The organism is Mycobacterium sp. (genome assembly GCF_035506235.1).
Lineage (GTDB): Bacteria > Actinomycetota > Actinomycetes > Mycobacteriales > Mycobacteriaceae > Mycobacterium.
This window is the reverse complement of the sequence record NZ_DATJPU010000137.1, coordinates 1-16,177: the sequence shown is the minus strand read 5'-3', so window position 1 is coordinate 16,177 and position 16,177 is coordinate 1. Positions and strand designations below refer to the sequence as shown.

General features: G+C 68.5%; 16 protein-coding genes. 7 read left to right on the top strand and 9 right to left on the bottom strand.

What is annotated here, in order from left to right:
- Positions 1 to 152: 152 nt before the first annotated feature.
- The 8 genes from dosR to VMD50_RS12265 form a co-directional block, all read right to left on the bottom strand.
- Positions 153 to 815: a hypoxia response regulator transcription factor DosR/DevR gene (gene dosR / locus VMD50_RS12300; protein ID WP_325428051.1), complete on the bottom strand. Its 663-nt coding sequence runs from the start codon at positions 813 to 815 to the stop codon at positions 153 to 155.
- A gap of 83 nt (positions 816 to 898) precedes the next feature.
- The gene (locus tag VMD50_RS12295; protein ID WP_325428026.1) at positions 899 to 1,705 is read right to left on the bottom strand and encodes a universal stress protein; all 807 of its coding nucleotides are present in this window, start codon (positions 1,703 to 1,705) and stop codon (positions 899 to 901) included.
- A gap of 16 nt (positions 1,706 to 1,721) precedes the next feature.
- Entirely contained in the window at positions 1,722 to 2,492 is a 771-nt protein-coding gene (locus tag VMD50_RS12290; protein ID WP_325428025.1) for a universal stress protein, read from the bottom strand.
- A 74-nt stretch (positions 2,493 to 2,566) separates the two neighbouring features.
- The gene (locus VMD50_RS12285; protein WP_325428024.1) at positions 2,567 to 3,559 is read right to left on the bottom strand and encodes a 1-phosphofructokinase family hexose kinase; all 993 of its coding nucleotides are present in this window, start codon (positions 3,557 to 3,559) and stop codon (positions 2,567 to 2,569) included.
- A gap of 23 nt (positions 3,560 to 3,582) precedes the next feature.
- Positions 3,583 to 5,631 (bottom strand): erythromycin esterase family protein, encoded by a 2,049-nt coding sequence (locus VMD50_RS12280; protein WP_325428023.1) that lies wholly within the window; start codon positions 5,629 to 5,631, stop codon positions 3,583 to 3,585.
- 289 nt (positions 5,632 to 5,920) lie between these two features.
- Positions 5,921 to 6,163 carry a hypothetical protein gene (locus VMD50_RS12275; RefSeq protein WP_325428022.1) on the bottom strand — a complete coding sequence of 81 codons (243 nt, stop codon included), beginning with the start codon at positions 6,161 to 6,163 and terminating at the stop codon, positions 5,921 to 5,923.
- 1 nt (position 6,164) lies between these two features.
- The gene (locus VMD50_RS12270) at positions 6,165 to 6,431 is read right to left on the bottom strand and encodes a DUF1918 domain-containing protein (RefSeq protein ID WP_325428021.1); all 267 of its coding nucleotides are present in this window, start codon (positions 6,429 to 6,431) and stop codon (positions 6,165 to 6,167) included.
- Positions 6,428 to 7,414 (bottom strand): Acg family FMN-binding oxidoreductase, encoded by a 987-nt coding sequence (locus VMD50_RS12265; protein ID WP_325428020.1) that lies wholly within the window; start codon positions 7,412 to 7,414, stop codon positions 6,428 to 6,430. Before VMD50_RS12265 ends, VMD50_RS12270 begins: the two co-directional genes overlap by 4 nt.
- A 206-nt stretch (positions 7,415 to 7,620) precedes the next feature.
- Here VMD50_RS12265 and acsA point away from each other — a divergent pair, with 206 nt between their 5' ends.
- The 7 genes from acsA to VMD50_RS12230 all read left to right on the top strand — a co-directional run bounded on the left by acsA (position 7,621) and on the right by VMD50_RS12230 (position 14,530).
- Complete coding sequence (gene acsA / locus VMD50_RS12260) at positions 7,621 to 9,432, top strand: acetate--CoA ligase (RefSeq protein ID WP_325428019.1); 1,812 nt, start codon at positions 7,621 to 7,623, stop codon at positions 9,430 to 9,432.
- A gap of 50 nt (positions 9,433 to 9,482) precedes the next feature.
- Positions 9,483 to 10,460, top strand: a complete 978-nt coding sequence (pdhA, locus tag VMD50_RS12255) for a pyruvate dehydrogenase (acetyl-transferring) E1 component subunit alpha (protein ID WP_325428050.1) — start codon at positions 9,483 to 9,485, stop codon at positions 10,458 to 10,460.
- A 5-nt stretch (positions 10,461 to 10,465) separates the two neighbouring features.
- A complete protein-coding gene (locus VMD50_RS12250) occupies positions 10,466 to 11,443 on the top strand; it encodes an alpha-ketoacid dehydrogenase subunit beta (RefSeq protein WP_325428049.1) in 978 nt (325 codons plus the stop codon).
- A complete protein-coding gene (locus tag VMD50_RS12245) occupies positions 11,440 to 12,663 on the top strand; it encodes a dihydrolipoamide acetyltransferase family protein (protein ID WP_325428018.1) in 1,224 nt (407 codons plus the stop codon). Before VMD50_RS12250 ends, VMD50_RS12245 begins: the two co-directional genes overlap by 4 nt.
- Before the next feature lie 25 nt (positions 12,664 to 12,688).
- Positions 12,689 to 12,949: an acyl carrier protein gene (locus VMD50_RS12240; RefSeq protein ID WP_325428017.1), complete on the top strand. Its 261-nt coding sequence runs from the start codon at positions 12,689 to 12,691 to the stop codon at positions 12,947 to 12,949.
- Positions 12,950 to 13,033: 84 nt separating this feature from the next.
- On the top strand, positions 13,034 to 14,011 hold the full coding sequence (locus VMD50_RS12235; protein WP_325428016.1) for an Acg family FMN-binding oxidoreductase: 978 nt from the start codon (positions 13,034 to 13,036) through the stop codon (positions 14,009 to 14,011).
- A gap of 84 nt (positions 14,012 to 14,095) precedes the next feature.
- Positions 14,096 to 14,530, top strand: coding sequence for a pyridoxamine 5'-phosphate oxidase family protein (locus VMD50_RS12230; RefSeq protein WP_325428015.1), 435 nt, complete (start codon positions 14,096 to 14,098; stop codon positions 14,528 to 14,530).
- A gap of 1 nt (position 14,531) precedes the next feature.
- Here the strand turns inward: VMD50_RS12230 and VMD50_RS12225 are convergent, their stop codons facing one another.
- The gene (locus VMD50_RS12225) at positions 14,532 to 15,941 is read right to left on the bottom strand and encodes a bifunctional lysylphosphatidylglycerol flippase/synthetase MprF (protein WP_325428014.1); all 1,410 of its coding nucleotides are present in this window, start codon (positions 15,939 to 15,941) and stop codon (positions 14,532 to 14,534) included.
- Positions 15,942 to 16,177: the final 236 nt, after the last annotated feature.

The window sequence follows — 16,177 nt, the reverse complement described above, 5'->3', positions numbered from 1 at the left end:
CAAACCGATACGCACGAAATGAGCGACGCGAGATGCCTCCCGTCAGCTTAGCCCCTAGGGGTCGGGCACCCAAGGTGGGCGGCCGCGCGTCCGGCACCTGCCGTCGCGGAGAAGCCGATAGCAAACCCTGGGCGGGTTGTCCGTACCGCCGACTAGCCGGGCGGTTCCTCCGTGGGCGGGCCCGACCGCTGATCCAGCTTGGAGGCGAACACCGCTGCCTGCGTCCGCCGCTCCATGCCCAATTTGGCCAGCAAACGCGAGACGTAGTTCTTCACGGTTTTCTCGGCCAGGAACATCCGCGCGGCGATCTGCCGGTTGGTCAACCCTTCACTGAGCAGCCCGAGCAGCGTTCGCTCCTGTTCGGTGAGCCCCGAGAGCGGGTCTTCACGTTCCGCCGTGCCGCGAAGCTTTGCCATCAGCGCCGCGGCGGCCCGGTTGTCCAGCAGGGATTTACCGGCACCGACCTCTTTGATCGCGTGGGCCAGCTCCATACCCTTGATGTCTTTGACGACGTAGCCGCTGGCGCCGGCCAGGATCGCCTCGAGCATCGCCTCGTCGGAGGTGAACGACGTCAGCATCAGGCACCGCAGGTCCGGAATATCGGACACCAGGTCGCGGCACAATTCGATCCCGTTCCCGTCCGGAAGGCGCACGTCAAGAACGGCGACGTCGGGCCGCAGCGCCGGAATTCTCGCTTTCGCCTCCGACACGGACCCGGCTTCGCCGACGATTTCCAGCTCCGGGTCCGATGCGAGCAGGTCGGCGAGGCCGCGCCGGACCACTTCGTGGTCGTCGACGAGGAAGACCTTGACCATGACGAGTTCTTTCTGCTGGTCGGGAGAGGCAACGGTCATGAAGCCACCGACCCAATATCCCATAAATTCATCACCGCCCGGGCTCACAAGTGCTGCTGATTGACGACCAACACCGAGCAGTCGGCGCCCTGGAGCACGGCGCCGCCGGACGGCCCGACGAGTTCGTTCACCTGCCGGCGGTTGCGGGCGCCGACCACCACCAACCCGACCGACCGGCGCAAGGCCAGGTATCCGAGCAGGCCGCCGTGCACCGCCAGCGACTCGACCCGCAGATCCGGATAGCGTCGCTTCCACCGCGCCAGCCGGCGGTCGAGATCGGCGAGCGCGCGGCGATCGCCCGCCGGCCCCTCCTCGTCCGCCGCGGATCGGCAGCAGACGATCGCCCGGACGGCGGCGTTGCGCAGCCTGGCCTCCTCGACGGCGGCGCCCAGCAAGACACCGTTGTCGGGCGACCCGTCCAGCTCGACCACGATCGAATCCGCGGCGGGGTGCTCGTCACGGGCCCGAACGATCGCGACGGGGCATCGCGCCGATACCGCCAACGCGGCGGCGACCGAACCCACCCGCCCGGGCTGGAAGTGCCGCAATCCGACCGCGCCGACGCACACCATGGCCGCCGACGCCGACGCGCCGATCAAAGACGCGATCGCCGGTCCCGGGACGACTTCGGCTTCGATCTTCACCGGTCTGCCCGCGGCCTCGATTGCCTTGACGGCGCGGCGGATCGACGTTTGCGCGGCCTCGGTGTCGCCCCGCTCGGCCGCGCACAGCAGCCGCAGGGGCGCATCGCGACTCATCGCCTCGTCGACCGCCCAGAGCGCCGCCCGGATCGCCGCCCTGGAGCCATCGATGCCGACGACGATCGACTGCGGTACGGCCAAACCTTCCATGGACGTTGCCCGGGCCCTAGCGGCGGACCACAAGCACGGAGCAGTCGGGGTAACCCACGATCGGATGGCAGTTCGGGGTGGCCAGCCCGGCGATCTCGGCGGCGTCGGCGCTACCTACCACCGCCAATCCGACTGCGCCACTGCGCTCCTCGCCGGTTCTCACCCCGGTGCCCGCCGCAACGATCTGGACGTGCACGTCCGGGTAGCGCCTGACCCAGCTGTTCAGTCGCCGATCGATCTGACGCACGGTGGCGTGGCGGCGGCGGCCTTGCTCCATGGCCTCGTGCACCACCGCGTCGTTGTCCGGCTCGTCGTTGAGCACCACGGCGATCACCCCGAGCTCGGTCGGCGAACCGTCCGCATTGGTGCGGATGATCGCGACCGGGCATTGCGCATCCGCCACCAGCGCGGTGGCCGTCGGGCCGAGCAACCCGTCGGACGCGCGTCCCCGCCTCGAGGTGCCCACGCAGATCAGCGCCGCGTCCTGTGATTCGTCGATCAGCACCTGCCCGGGATCGCCCGACAGGATGGCCGTTTCGACCTCGACAGGCTTTTTGATCCTCTGCACCGCGCACTCCGCTTGGGACAGCGCGGTTTCGGCGCGCTCGAGCTCCCACTCGGAGATGGGCGCCGACCCGGTGCCCGCCTCCCGGCGGGGGACGACGTAGACGAGGCGTAGGGGCAGCTGCCGGCTCACCGCCTCCTCGATCGTCCACTTGGCGGCGTTGACCGCGGCTGGTGAGCCGTTGATGCCCACGACCACCGACTTGGCGTCCAGCTCGTTCATCTCGGCTCCTGACTGGTTCAACTCCTGACCACAGGCTATTGCGCCGCCAGCCGCCGGGCAGGGGTCGTTTGGCCTTATCTGGGAAGCCGTTCGTCAGTAGCGATGTCGCACGGTTCGGCGGTGCGCGCGAACAGCTTCTCCACATCCGCCCGGTCGCACGCGGCCGTTCCCGGCGTCGTCAGCATCGCGGCTCCCGCGGCGATGCCCAACCGAACGGATTTGACGAGCGGCCAGCCGCGACAGAGCCCCACCGCGATCGCGGCGACCATCGCGTCGCCGGCCCCGACACCGCTGCCGCCCGGCATCGGAATCGCCGAGAAGCGCTGGCCGCCATGCCTTGTCACGAGAAGCGCGCCCTGATGTCCCAGGGATACCAGCACCACTTCCGCGCGGCCGCTGTCGACGAGTTCGCGCGCGGCGGCGAATTGCTCGGCTTCGGTGGCCAGGGGACGCCCGACGCACTCCCGCAGTTCTCGCACGCTCGCCTTGAGCAGGAACACCCCCGAGGAGACGTGCTGCAGGCCGCCGCCGGAGGTGTCCAGGATGAGGCGGACGCCCAGTTGCCGGCACATGTCGGCGACCCGCTGATAAAAGTCGGCGGTCACACCCGGCGGCAGGCTGCCACTGGCCACCACGAATTCGGCCGACTTGGCCGCCGTGCGCAGTTGCTCCAGGCAGTGCGCCTGTTCGCGCAACGTCAGCTGCGGCCCCGGCAGGACGAACCGGTACTGCTCGCCGCTGCTGCTCTCGTTGACGGTGAAGCTTTCCCGCGTCGCCGCGGCGATCGGGACCTGCCAGAACGGCACGCCTTGGTCGCTGAGCAGCTTCGCGATCAGGCCACCAGTTGATCCGCCCGCCGGAAAAACCGCCAGCACCGACCCGTCGAGCACGTAGGCGACGTGCGCGACGTTGATGCCCCCGCCCCCGGCGTCGTAACGGGTGGCGGCACAGCGCAACTTTTCGGTCGGGCGCACGACGTCGACGCTCGTGGTGATGTCGAGCGCCGGATTCATCGTCAAGGTGACGATTTGCGGCCGGCTCGCAGGCCGCTGCGCTGGCGTCTGCATGATTACTCCGGCCATCGGCGCGGTTATAGGCCGGTCGGATACGTCTCGGGCGTTTCGCCGGCGATCCACAGGCTCGTCACCTCGAGAGGCTCGAGAGCGCGGGTCTGGTCGATGTGGATCATCGCATCGAATTGGTCGGCCGGCCGGACGTGGAAGTAGTGGCTCTGCCGTTCCGTTTCGGGCCGGTAGATCACGCCGATGGCACGCCCCAACCGAACCGCGCTCAGCGCGTCGGTGGCCTCGGGGCTGATGAGCGCCGACACCAAGAACGCGCTCCTGCCCGTCTCGTGCAACAGTTCTTCGATGCTGCCGTTGAGCGCCGGGCGCACGACCTTGCGCTCGGCCGCGCCGCCCCAGTCGCTGGCGGCGGTCACCGTGCCGGCGTACGTGCTGAACCCGATGAGACGTGAGTCGTCGCCGTACCGCTGGCGGGCAAGCTGACCGAGCGTGAGCTGTCCGTCGGCCCACACCTCGGTCGCCCGCGCGTCGCCGACATGAGAGTTGTGCGCCCACACCACTATTCGGGCCGACGGCGTATCCTGAACGTCCCTGTGGCGATCCAGATGGTTCAGCAGCGCCTCGAGGGTCTGAGCCATGTGCTTGTCGCGCAGGTTCCACGACGTGACCCGCCCGCTGAACATCGCGCGGTAGTAGACCTCCGCGTTGCGCACCGTTTGCGCATTCTGCTCGGCGTAGAACAGTTCGTCCTCGGCGAGCAGGCCGTCCCTGCGCGCGTAGGCCAGGGCGTTTCGCTGGATCTCGACCAGCTGCTCGATGGCTTCCTTCTCGCACGAGGGGCCGGCGCCGAACGCCGCCGAAAAGCCATAAGCCTGACCATCATCGGCCGAAGTGTGGTCGAAACAGCCATAGCGCTCCCGCGCCCGCACGGCGGCCTTCGGGTCGATCTTGTCCAGGTAGGCGATCACCTCGCCCATCGACCGGTGCAGGCTGTACAGGTCCAGGCCGTAGAAGCCGGCCTGCCGGCCGTCCGACTCGTGCAGCCGGTTGTGGGCGCGCAGCCAGTCGACAAAATCGCTGACGACGGTGTTGCGCCACATCCAGGCCGGGAAGCGCTCGAACCCGCTCAAGGCCTCATCGGCGCTCTTGTCGTCCCCGAGGCCGCGCACGTAGCGATTGACGCGGTAGGCGTCGGGCCAGTCCGCCTCCGCCGCGACGGCGCCGAAGCCCTTCTCCTCGATCAGCCATTTCGTGATGGCGGCCCGCGCCTCGTAGAACTCGTGCGTCCCGTGCGAGCTTTCGCCGATCAGCACGACCCGCGCGTCGCCGATGAGCTCCTCCAGCGTTTCGCGCGGCGGCAGGCCCTGCGGCGCGTCGATGGCCACGCCGCGGATCACCTCGGCCGGCGTCCGCGCCGCCGGCCGGCTCACCAGGGCCCCGGTCGTCGGGGTGGCGAGCAGTTGACGAACCTCGTCGTCGGTGACCTGGCGGAAATCCCAGAACGACTCCCCCACCGCGAGGAACGGGGTGGGCATCGACGCGCACACCATGTCGTCGACGAGGCCGGCGAGTTCCCGGCAGGTTGACTCCGGCGCCGCGGGCACGGCGATCACGATGTGCGCGGGCTCGGCTTCCCTTAGCGCCTGCACCGCCGCGAACATGCTTGCGCCGGTGGCCAAGCCGTCGTCGACGAGGATCACGGTCTTGCCGGCCACGTCGACGGGTGGACGCCCGTCCCGATAGGCGGCCTCGCGGCGGACGAGCTCGCGACCCTCGCGTTCGGCGATGGCGCGCAGTTCCTGCGGCATGATCCGCAGGCCCCGCACCACGTCGTCGTTGACGACGACGCGGCCCCCGCTCGCCAGCGCGCCGACCGCGAACTCCTCGTGGCCGGGGGCGCCGAGCTTGCGCACGATGAACGCGTCGAGGGGGGCGTTCAGCGCCGCCGCCACCTCCCACGCGACGGGAACCCCGCCCCGGGCCAGGCCCAGCACGATCACGTCCCCCCGGTCGCGATACGCGCCGAGAAGGCCTGCCAGTACCCGACCGGCCTCGCGGCGGTCGCGGAACACGCGCCGCGGGGAGCGCCGGGTGGCGTCAGCTGCTCTGGTCATTTTGTATACCCCTTTCACTGCCCGTCGGCGGGCGACCTCGGCCGGCGCTGAGCGGGAAGAGTGCTCATGGCGTGTCTCCTAGATTTCCGAGATTGACCACTGACGAGACCCATCCGACCAGTCGGCCGCATTCGGCGGTAGGGGCGGAAGTCCCGGCGTTGCCGGGCCGTTCGTCGCCGTGAGCGGCTTTGCCGCCAGCGCGGCGAGTCTTTGTCGAGATCGACGCCGGCGCGGAAGAGTTCGAGTGAGCTTGCACGCCCGCGTCGATCTCGGCGTCCGGGGAGCCCCGCTAGCCGGAAAGCCGGGCGCGAGCGGCGATGTAGGCCATGACCCGGTCGAGGATGAGCTCGTAGGTGTCGCCATCTTCGACGAGGCGGGCCAGTCCCTCTCGGCGAAGAAAGCCGTCCAGGCGCCGATCCAGCGGCCAATCGGCATAGTCGTCGTCGGCATAGGGCGAGTGCAGGAATTGCCACGCGAGCGCGTCGACGTCGCCGTCTGTCAATAACGGCGGACCGCTTGGCAGAGGGGTCATTTCAGCCTCGCGCCCGATCGGTGATGGCCGCCTGGACCGCGGCAAACCGTGACCGCGCTCGCTCGTCGGCAGCCTTCTGCTCGGCGGCCGTGACGACGATCGCGTCCGGGCCGGGAAACACGGTCGCCTCTTCATCGGTGTCGAGCCACCGCACCTGATACGGCGGCTCACCGTTTGACGAATGCACCTCGGTGATCAGTCCACGCAGGTCCCGGCGCCCGATCGTGCCGCTCTTGATCACCAGCCAGTCCCCGACTTCGGCCTTCACCGGCGAATCTCCAACACGTCAGATAACGGCCGGCGCGGGGTCGGCTTGGGAGTCAACTCGCCCTCGGGTTCGATGCCGACCCGGATCAGAACCTGAGGTACCGACGCCGGACGGGCGGTGAGATCGGCCACGATGTCCCGGCTGGATACCAGCTCCGTCAGGTGCGTCACCGGGCAGGTGGCCAGTCCGGCCATCGTGCACTCCAGCAGGATCGCCGAAAGCGCCTCGCCGCAGTTGAGGGCGTCGGCGCGGGTGTCCCGCGGTGTGGACAGCACCAGAATCTTCGCCTCGTCGTAGGTGCCCGCGGAGCTGCGCTCGTCCGATGGATCGATGGGGAATCGGCGGTCGACGTCGACCCGCCGGGCATCCGACTGCGAGACGAGTGCGCTGTCGGGTATACCCTCCTCCTGGCGCAACGGCGATGTCCACCAAAGCAATTCATGCTGATAGGAATCGTCGTAGCGGCGTAGGGCGTCGGTGAGCCGCGACGCGTCGGCCAACTGCGGCCGGGCGGCCTCGGTCAGCACGTCGAGAAAAACCACGTCGTTGTCGAACGAGCTCCGCAATACGGGTTCGAACGACCCCCAGTGCTTCGGGGCGCGAAACGGCAGCCGGTTGGTCCGGCGATGCAGTATCGCGTCGGCGCGATCCCGCCGCGCCTGCGTCACCTCGTCGACCGGGGTGAAGTCGGCCGAGGCGAGGTGGTCGAGGTTGTTCGGGTTGGGAAATCGATCGACGTTGGTCTCCCATCCCGCCGCCGCCATCGCGACCCGAAAGTGATCGAGCGCCGCGCCACAGCTGATGACCGCCTCGCGACCCGACGTGTCGGTCGCGGTGACCGCCCGATCCGGGTCGACGTACAGGTCGACGGTCGTGTTGCCCGCCACCCAGTGCCAAGGCTGGATGTTGTGCAGGGAGGGAGCGCGACACGCCAGCTCTACCGCCCCGGTGATCACGCCGGTGTCCACCATCGCTTGGGTCATTCGTTCGTTCACTTCCTTTCCCACGTCGACCCTCGGACATGCGCATGCCGCGTCGCCAGGGTCCTTGGTCCCCTGCGCCACGTCATTGGGCCCCGGACGCGACCGTCGGGACGACTGGCCGGTGTCATTGATGACTTTCGTCTCTATTGCGGCATCGACGGCCCGGCAAACGATGAGGATGCCCAGGCGACAGAAAAGGGCTCTCCATGGAACTCATCCGCAAGACGCCCCACGACTTGTCAGTCCGTCCCAACCTCACGGACTACGAGTACGCACGCGCGCATTTCCACTGGTCCGACGTGCCGCCGCTGTGCGAGGGCATGGGGCCCGGCAGGTGCAACATCGCCTACGCCGCCCTGGACAGGCACGCCGACGGCCCGGCCGCGACACGCACGGCGCTGAGGTTCGTCGCCGACGTCGGCTGGGACGGTGCGATCACCATGCACGACCTCACGTACGCGGAGCTCGGACGCTTTGCCAAGCGATTTTGCAGCGCCCTGCACTCGCTCGGGATCAACAAGGGCCACCGCGTGTTCACCATCATGGGCCGCTCCCCCGAGCTCTACATCGCGATGCTGGGCGCGCTGCGCAACGGCAGCGTGGTGTCGCCGTTGTTCTCCGCCTTCGGGCCCGAACCGATCGCCACCAGGGTGACCATCGGGCAAGCCGACGTGCTGGTGACCACCAGGGCGATCTACGAGCGCAAGATCGCCAAGATCCGCGATCGGCTGCCGACGGTGCGGCACGTCTTCATCGCCGACGACCTCCGGGGTGAACACGGGGCCGGCGACCCACCGACCGGGACGCTCAACTTCTGGGACTGGGTGGACGCGGCCGACGAGGATGCGCCGATGGAGCCCACCACCGCCGAGGACCCGGCGCTGCTGCACTTCACCAGCGGCACCACCGGTACACCCAAGGGCGCGATCCACGTGCACGGCGCCGTGGCGATGCACTACGTCACCGGCCTGTATGCGCTGGACCTGCATCCCGACGACATCTATTGGTGCACAGCGGATCCCGGCTGGGTCACGGGAACGTCCTACGGCATCATCAGCCCGTTGCTGCACGGGGTCACCTCGATCGTCGACGAGGCCGAGTTCGACGCCCAGCGGTGGTACCAGATCCTGCAGGACCAGGCCGTGTCGGTGTGGTACACGGCGCCGACCGCGATACGGATGCTGATCAAGGCGGGCCCGGAGTTGCCCGCGCAGTATCGATTTCCGCGCCTGCGCTTCATCGCGAGCGTCGGCGAGCCGCTCAACCCCGAAGCCGTCTGGTGGGGAAAACGGGTGCTGGGCTTGCCAATTCACGACAACTGGTGGCAGACCGAAACCGGCGGCATCATGATCGCCAACACCCCCGCGTTCGACATCAAGCCGGGCTCCATGGGACGGCCCCTGCCGGGCGTGGACGCCTACATCGTGCGCCACAACGAGGACGACGCCGCGGAGGTCGTCGACGAACCGGACGTCGAGGGTGAGCTTGCACTCAAGCCGGGCTGGCCGTCGATGTTCCGGGGCTACCTCAATGCCGAGGAGCGGTACCGAAACTCGTTTTCCAACGGCCTGTACCTCAGCGGGGATCTCGCCAAAATGGACGCCGACGGCTACTTCTGGTTCGTCGGGCGCAAGGACGACGTGATCAAGTCCGCGGGCCACCTGATCGGTCCGTTCGAGGTCGAGAGCGCGCTGACCGACCATCCGGCGGTCGCCGAGGCGGCCGTCATCGGCATACCCGACCCGACGGTCGGGGAAATGGTCAAAGCCTTTGTCACGCTGAAGAATGGCGTGGTCGGCGACGAAGACCTCCGGCTGGAGCTGCTGGGCCACGCGCGCAAGCGGCTCGGCGCGACCGTGGCGCCCAAGGACATCGAATTCGTCGACACGTTGCCGCACACCAGCAGCGGCAAGATCATGCGGCGGCTGCTGAAGGCCCGCGAGCTCGGGCTGCCCGAGGGCGACACCTCCACGATCGAGAGAAATCCGGACCACCACGCGGAGGGAGTGCCGTCATGACCCGCACCGGCGACGATGCAGCGCGAAGCGGTGAGGAGGAGCGGCACCTGATGACCGCGGGGAAGCTGGCCCATCAGCTGCTGACCGACATGGTTCGGGTGCGCCGCATGGAGGAGAAATGCGCGGAACTCTACAGCGCGGCCAAGATTCGCGGATTCCTGCACCTCTACGTCGGCGAGGAGGCCGTCGCCGCCGGGTCGTTGCGTGCCCTGGCCGACGATGACGCGGTGGTCGCGACCTACCGCGAGCACGCGCACGCGCTGCTGCGCGGCATCCCGATGACCTCGATCATGGCCGAGATGTTCGGCAAGCAGGAGGGCTGCTCACGCGGGCGCGGCGGGTCGATGCACCTGTTCGACGCATCCAAGCGGTTCTACGGCGGTAACGCGATCGTCGCCGGCGGCCTGCCGCTCGCCGTGGGCATCGCGCTGGCCGACGCCATGCTGCAGCAGAAGCGGGTGACGGCCTGCTACTTCGGCGACGGCGCGGTCGCCGAGGGCGCGTTTCACGAGACGTTGAACATGGCCGCGCTGTGGAACCTGCCGGTGCTGTTCTGTTGCGAGAACAACCTTTACGCGATGGGCACCGCGCTGTACCGGGCGCAGTCGCAGACCGACCTCACCGTCAAGGCGGCGTCATACCGCATTCCCACGATGGCCGTCGACGGGATGAATGTCGAGGCGTGCCACGTCGCCGCGCAGCAGGGTGTCGATCACGTCCGCGACACCGGCGGGCCCTTTTTCATCGAGTTTCGCACCTACCGGTTCCGGGCGCATTCGATGTTCGACCCGGAGCTGTACCGGGACAAGGCCGAGGTCGAAAAGTGGCGCGAACGCGACCCGATCCGGTCGTTCACCGACCGGTGCCTGGCCGACGGCGCGCTGTCGGAGGACGACCTGCGGGATATCGAGGATGCCGCCGCCGCCGAGATCGAGGCCGCGGTGGCGTTCGCCGAGGCCGGAACGTGGGAGGACGTAGCGGATCTCGAGCGGGACGTCCTCACCCCGGCGCCTGAGGCGGGGCGATGAAGACGATGAAGACCAGCTACCGTAGCGCCGTTCACGATGCGATGCGCGACGCGTTGCGCGACGACGCGCGTGTCGTGCTGATGGGAGAGGACGTCGGTCGGTACGGCGGAACGTACGCGGCGTCCAAGGGCCTGCTGGAGGAATTCGGCCCCGAGCGGGTGCGTGACACGCCGCTGTCGGAGCTGGGTTTCGTCGGGATCGGAATCGGGGCCGCTCTGGGCGGGCTGCGCCCGATCGTCGAAGTCATGACGGTGAACTTCAGCCTGCTGGCGCTCGACCAGATCGTCAACACCGCTGCGGCCCTTCGGCATATGTCGGGTGGGCAGTTCTCGGTCCCGCTCGTCGTCCGGATGGCCACGGGCGCGGGACGCCAGCTCGCCGCCCAGCATTCGCACAGCCTGGAGCCCTGGTACGCCCACATCCCCGGGATCAAGGTGGTCGCCCCGGCCACGGTCGAGGATGCCTACGGCATGCTGGGCCCCGCGCTGGCCGACCCCGACCCCGTGGTGATCTTCGAGCACGTCCAGCTCTACAACACGTCGTCCGACGTCGAGGCCCTCGGCCCCACCGACATCCGCAGGGCGGCCGTCCGGCGCAGCGGCACCGATGCCACCGTGGTCGCATACGGCGGCTCGCTGTGGAAGGCGCTGGACGCCGCCAACGAGTTGTCGCTGGCCGGAATCGACTGCGAGGTCATCGATCTGCGGATCCTGCGGCCCATAGACGACGACACCATCCTCGAATCCGTGCGCAAGACGCATCGCCTCGTCGTGGTCGACGAGGCCTGGCGCAGTGGCAGTCTGGCCGCCGAGATCGCCACACGCGTGGTGGAGGGAGCGTTCTACGACCTCGATGCCCCCATCGCCCGGGTATGCAGCGCTGAGGTCCCGATGCCGTACGCGAAGCACCTGGAACAGGCGGCCCTGCCCCAAACCGCCCAGATCGTCGCCGCCGTCCAGAACCTCTTCGGTGAACGGCAATGATCGAGTTCACGATGCCGGCGCTGGGCGCCGACATGGACGAGGGCACCCTCAACGAGTGGCTGATCAAGCCCGGCGACAAGGTGACACGCGGCCAGATCGTGGCGGTCGTCGAAACCACCAAGGCCGCGGTGGAGGTCGAATGCTGGCAGGAGGGCACGGTCAACGAGCTGCTCGTCGGGGTCGGTGAAACCGTCCAGGTGGGAACGCCTTTGGCGACGCTGTTGGCCGAGGGCGAGAAGGCGGAGAAGCGGGCGGGCAAGCCCCGGCCCTCGGTGAGCGAGGTCACCAAGCCGTCGGCGGCGCCGGCGAAGGCGGCCGTGGCCGTCACCGTTCCCGGCGCCCCGCAACATCGTCGCTGGGTCTCGCCCGCCGCGCGCCGCCTGGCGCAATCGCTGCACGTCGACCTCGACGCCGTGAGCGGCACCGGCCCGCAGGGCGCCGTCACCATCAGCGACGTCGAGCACGCCGCCGCCAGTCTCGAGCACGCCGCCGCCACCGCCGCGAAACCGGCGACCGAGGCCGCCCCGGCCAAGACCAAGCCGGCCGACCGTGCCGCTCTGATGCGAAAGTCGATCGCGGCGGCGATGAGCCGCTCCAAGCGGGAGATCCCGCACTATTACCTCGCCGACGAAATCGTGCTGGAGAACGCGCTGACTTGGCTGACCACCCGGAACGCGCAGCGCTCCATCGACGAACGAGTGCTTCCGGCCGTCCTGCTGTTGAAGGCCGTCGGCGTCGCCGCGCAGCGATTCGGCGAGTTCAACGGGTTCTGGCGGGACGACGGCTTCCAGCCCGCGACCGGGGTTCATGTCGGCGTCGGGATCTCGCTGCGCGGCGGCGGCCTCGTCGCGCCGGCCATCCACGACGTTCCGGAGAAGAAGCTCGACGAATTGATGGACGATCTCACCGATCTCGTGGCGCGGGCGCGCTCCTTCTCGCTGCGGAGCTCCGAAATGTCGGATCCGACAATCACCGTCACCAACCTCGGCGACAAGGGCGTCGACGCGGTGTTCGGAGTCATCTACCCGCCGCAGGTGGCGCTGGTGGGTTTCGGTCAGCCGGCCCAGCGCGTCTGCGTCATCGACCGCGGGATCCGGGTTGTCACCGCGGTCCAAGCCACGCTCGCCGCCGACCATCGGGCGAGCGACGGCCACCGCGGCGCGTTGTTCCTGAAAGCCATCAACGAGCTGCTCCAGCAGCCCGACCTTCTAGAGAAGTGAGCCAAGTGAGCAAAGTGAGGGCGCAATGACGACGAACGAGGACACCCGCGCGGTGGTGCTGTCCGTGCTGACAACCATCGCCCCCGAAGTCGAGCCGGACGACATCCGCGACGACGTCCTGCTCCGCGACCAGGTCGACCTCGATTCGATGGACTGGCTGAGCTTTCTGCGCGGCATCCACCGGCGGCTGCACGTCGACATCCCCGAATCGGACTACGCATCGCTGCGGACATTGGCCGACGTCGTCGGCTACGTCGAAAAGAACGCCTCGACACCCAGTGCATAGCCCCCGGCGGGGCGTCCGAAAGGCCTCCCTGACCGGGACAAACGACCCTGGCACCCCACTCGGGCGTCACCTAACGTCGATGGCATGAACGCGACGCCGGACACCCAGACTCTCAAACATGCGGTGCAGCTCGCGTGCCGCGCTCCGTCGGTGCACAACAGCCAGCCGTGGCGGTGGGTGGCCGAAGACGGGGTGCTGCGCCTGTTCGTCGACCGTGACCGAACGGTACCGGGCACGGACCGTTCCGGCCGGGAAGCGATCCTCAGCTGCGGCGCGGCGCTCGATCACCTCCGGGTCGCCATGCTGGCCGCGGGTTGGGGCACGGAGATCGAACGGTTTCCCGACCCCGACGAGCCCGACCATTTGGCGACGATGCGATTCGGCCCCGTCGGGCACGTCACCCGCGCGCAGCGCGACCGGGCCAACGCGATCCTGCATCGCAGAACCGACCGGCTCCCGATGGGCGAGCCCTCGTACTGGAGCCTGTTCGAGCCGGTCCTGCGCAGCACGTTCGACGACAGCGTGGTGCGGCTCGACGTGCTCACCGACGACGACCGACCCAGCCTGGTCCAGGCCTCGCAGCTCACCGAGGCGCTGCGCCGCGACGACGAGTCGTATCACGCCGAACTCGAGTGGTGGACTTCGCGGTTCGCGTCGAACGAGGGCGTGCCGCCGGGCTCGCTGCCGTCCGTGCGGGAAAGCTACCGGGTGGACGTGGCGCGGGAATTTCCGGCCCGGGGCCATCAGGATCGGCGCCCCGAAGTGGCGGTGGACTGGTCGAAGATCCTGGTGCTGTCCACCCCGGACGACACCAGGACGGACGTCCTGCGTTGCGGCGAAGTTCTGTCGACCGTGCTGCTGGAGTGCACGATGGCCTTCCTGGCGACCTGTACGCTGACCCACCTGATCGAGCTGGACGAAAGCCGCGAAATCGTGCGCGGCCTGCTCCTCAAGGGCGGCCAGCCGCAGGTTCTCGTCCGCGCCGGAATAGCGCCGCCGTTGGAGGCCGTTCCGCCGCCCACCCCGCGGCGCCCGCCGGGTGATGTCCTGGAGATCCGCTAGCACCGCTGCGCTGCAATAGCCTTGTCTCATCAAGACCCATTAAAAGAAGACCCATTAGAAGACCCATTAAAAGAAGGGTGGCCGATGTCCGGGACCGACGATGGGGTGACCATCCTGCCGGTGCACGAATGCTGGGACCTGATGGCCGGTGTCACGCTGGGACGATTGGTCACCAGCGTGGACGGTCAGCCCGAGATCTTCCCCGTCAACTATGTCGTCCAAAAGCACACCGTGCTGTTTCGCACCGCGGAGGGCACCAAGCTGGTCAGCACCGCAATCAACAACCGCGTGCTGTTCGAGGTCGACGACCACAACGTCGCGGAGGGCTGGAGCGTGATCATCAAGGGCAGGGCGCGCTCGCTGCGCTCCAACGAGCAGATCGAGGAAGCCGAACGCGCCCAGCTGCTGCCGTGGACGTCGTCGGAGAAGACGCACTACGTGCGCGTGATGCCCGAGGTGGTCACGGGCCGCCGGTTCCGGTTCGGGCCGCCGGTGCTGGGGAGCCGCGATCGCACCTGAGTCATCTCACCAGCCGTTGGCGGCGTGGCCGCGGCATGAACTCCAGCGACAACAAGACAAGCAGCGCGGCCGGGATGTGGTGAGCGCACAGCACCACGTAGCGCCGCTCGGCCAGCGCGTGGAACTTGCGAAGGTAGCGGTACAGGGACTCGAGGCGGATCAGCGGGTCCAGCAGGTGGATCAACCGATACGCGACCCGCTGCAGCGGGGTCGGGTGTTCCGCATCGAAGATCTCCGGAAACGCGGCGAAAGCCAGCGAAAGGCGCAGTGCCCCTTTGCTTTTCGAATCGGTGATCATGTCAACGCTGAGCCGCTCGTCGACGCCGTTCGGGGCGTCCGGCCGGCGGAACGGCGCGTCGAGGCTGACTTCCAACCCGGCGTCGGCGGTCGCGTACCGGTGAAAGGCCACCACCCGCCCGCGCCGATCGCGGGCGATGGCCAGCTTGACCCCCGGATAGCGTCCCCGCAGGGCCCCGTCGAGGTTCATGCAGAACCCGCGCTCGGTGCGCGCCGCGCGGTGCGCCGCATACAGCACCTGCGTCAGCTCGGCGGTGAGAGCCGGATCGAGTCCTTGCTCGTCGACGATCTGCGTGGTGACCCCGCAGTTGTGGGTGCGCTGCACCGCCTGGCGCAGGTTGCGAAAGCGTCGGCCCCGCAAGGTGAAGTGGCGAACGTCGACGACGACGTCGCGGCCGATCGGCACCGTGAGCATCTTCTGCCCGACCACGTCGTCGCGCCACAGGCCGACGTGCCGCTGCCCGCCGGCCAACACGATGATCTGCCACCCCCGGCCGCGGCACATGCGCACGAAATCGGCTACCAGCGACTCGAATCGGGTGGCGTCGCCGATCGGGTCGCCGCTGACGACGGCGAACCCGAGGCGGGTGCGGAAGGCGATCGCCGCGGACCCGTCGGTGCTGAAGTGGTAGCTCTTGCCCGAGTGCATCGCAAAGGGCGCCAACGGGTCCTCGTGGGTGGCGTCGACGAGCGGCCATACCCGATCCAGCAGCTCCGGTTGCGGTTTCGCCGTCGTCGGCGACATCAGCGCGAGCCCACTGCCCGCGATGAGGAAGTTCCCGAGCCCGCCGAACGAGAGGAAGTGCGCGAACACTCCCGCGCCCACCGCCGCGGCGGCGATCGCCGCGTGTCCGGCGGTGACCGGCCGGCCCAGAAAGATTCCCCGCGCAATCAGAGCCGCCGCGGCGAGCAGCGCCACCGACCACCCGAACCTGCCGGGGGCGGCCCGATAAAAGCCGAGGTGTTCGCGCGCCTCCAGAACCGCCAACCAGGCCAGGGCACAGAGCAGGATTGCGATGCTGCCGAAGCGGGCCGCCGGGACATCGGCCCTGACCAGGACCCGTTCGCGACGGCGCGCCGTGACGTCGCCACCGCGTCCCTGGTTAGTTCTCATGACGCTCCGGCTTCCCGAGTGCGTCGTTCATGAATTCGCCCGGGCCCAGACGATCACGGGACACACCGGCAGCAGGGGTAGGTCAGGGCGGGCTGGTCGGACATAAATCAACCTTTCCCGAAAAGGCTTCGGGGCGGCCGTCAACGATGCTCTCGAGGTTAATCAGCGGGGCCGCCACCGGCGAGAGCCGTTTGTCCCCGGGTTGTTGCCATTGGTCCCGAGCGATCAGGCGACCA

Bases quoted from the DNA above. Each gene is read 5' to 3' on its own strand.
- dosR (WP_325428051.1), bottom strand. From the start codon at position 815: ATGGTCAAGGTCTTCCTCGTCGACGACCACGAAGTGGTCCGGCGCGGC.
- VMD50_RS12295 (WP_325428026.1), bottom strand. From the start codon at position 1,705: ATGGAAGGTTTGGCCGTACCGCAGTCGATCGTCGTCGGCATCGATGGC.
- VMD50_RS12290 (WP_325428025.1), bottom strand. From the start codon at position 2,492: ATGAACGAGCTGGACGCCAAGTCGGTGGTCGTGGGCATCAACGGCTCA.
- VMD50_RS12285 (WP_325428024.1), bottom strand. From the start codon at position 3,559: ATGCAGACGCCAGCGCAGCGGCCTGCGAGCCGGCCGCAAATCGTCACC.
- VMD50_RS12280 (WP_325428023.1), bottom strand. From the start codon at position 5,631: ATGACCAGAGCAGCTGACGCCACCCGGCGCTCCCCGCGGCGCGTGTTC.
- VMD50_RS12275 (WP_325428022.1), bottom strand. From the start codon at position 6,163: ATGACCCCTCTGCCAAGCGGTCCGCCGTTATTGACAGACGGCGACGTC.
- VMD50_RS12265 (WP_325428020.1), bottom strand. From the start codon at position 7,414: ATGACCCAAGCGATGGTGGACACCGGCGTGATCACCGGGGCGGTAGAG.
- acsA (WP_325428019.1), top strand. From the start codon at position 7,621: ATGGAACTCATCCGCAAGACGCCCCACGACTTGTCAGTCCGTCCCAAC.
- pdhA (WP_325428050.1), top strand. From the start codon at position 9,483: ATGACCGCGGGGAAGCTGGCCCATCAGCTGCTGACCGACATGGTTCGG.
- VMD50_RS12250 (WP_325428049.1), top strand. From the start codon at position 10,466: ATGAAGACCAGCTACCGTAGCGCCGTTCACGATGCGATGCGCGACGCG.
- VMD50_RS12245 (WP_325428018.1), top strand. From the start codon at position 11,440: ATGATCGAGTTCACGATGCCGGCGCTGGGCGCCGACATGGACGAGGGC.
- VMD50_RS12240 (WP_325428017.1), top strand. From the start codon at position 12,689: ATGACGACGAACGAGGACACCCGCGCGGTGGTGCTGTCCGTGCTGACA.
- VMD50_RS12235 (WP_325428016.1), top strand. From the start codon at position 13,034: ATGAACGCGACGCCGGACACCCAGACTCTCAAACATGCGGTGCAGCTC.
- VMD50_RS12230 (WP_325428015.1), top strand. From the start codon at position 14,096: ATGTCCGGGACCGACGATGGGGTGACCATCCTGCCGGTGCACGAATGC.
- VMD50_RS12225 (WP_325428014.1), bottom strand. From the start codon at position 15,941: ATGAGAACTAACCAGGGACGCGGTGGCGACGTCACGGCGCGCCGTCGC.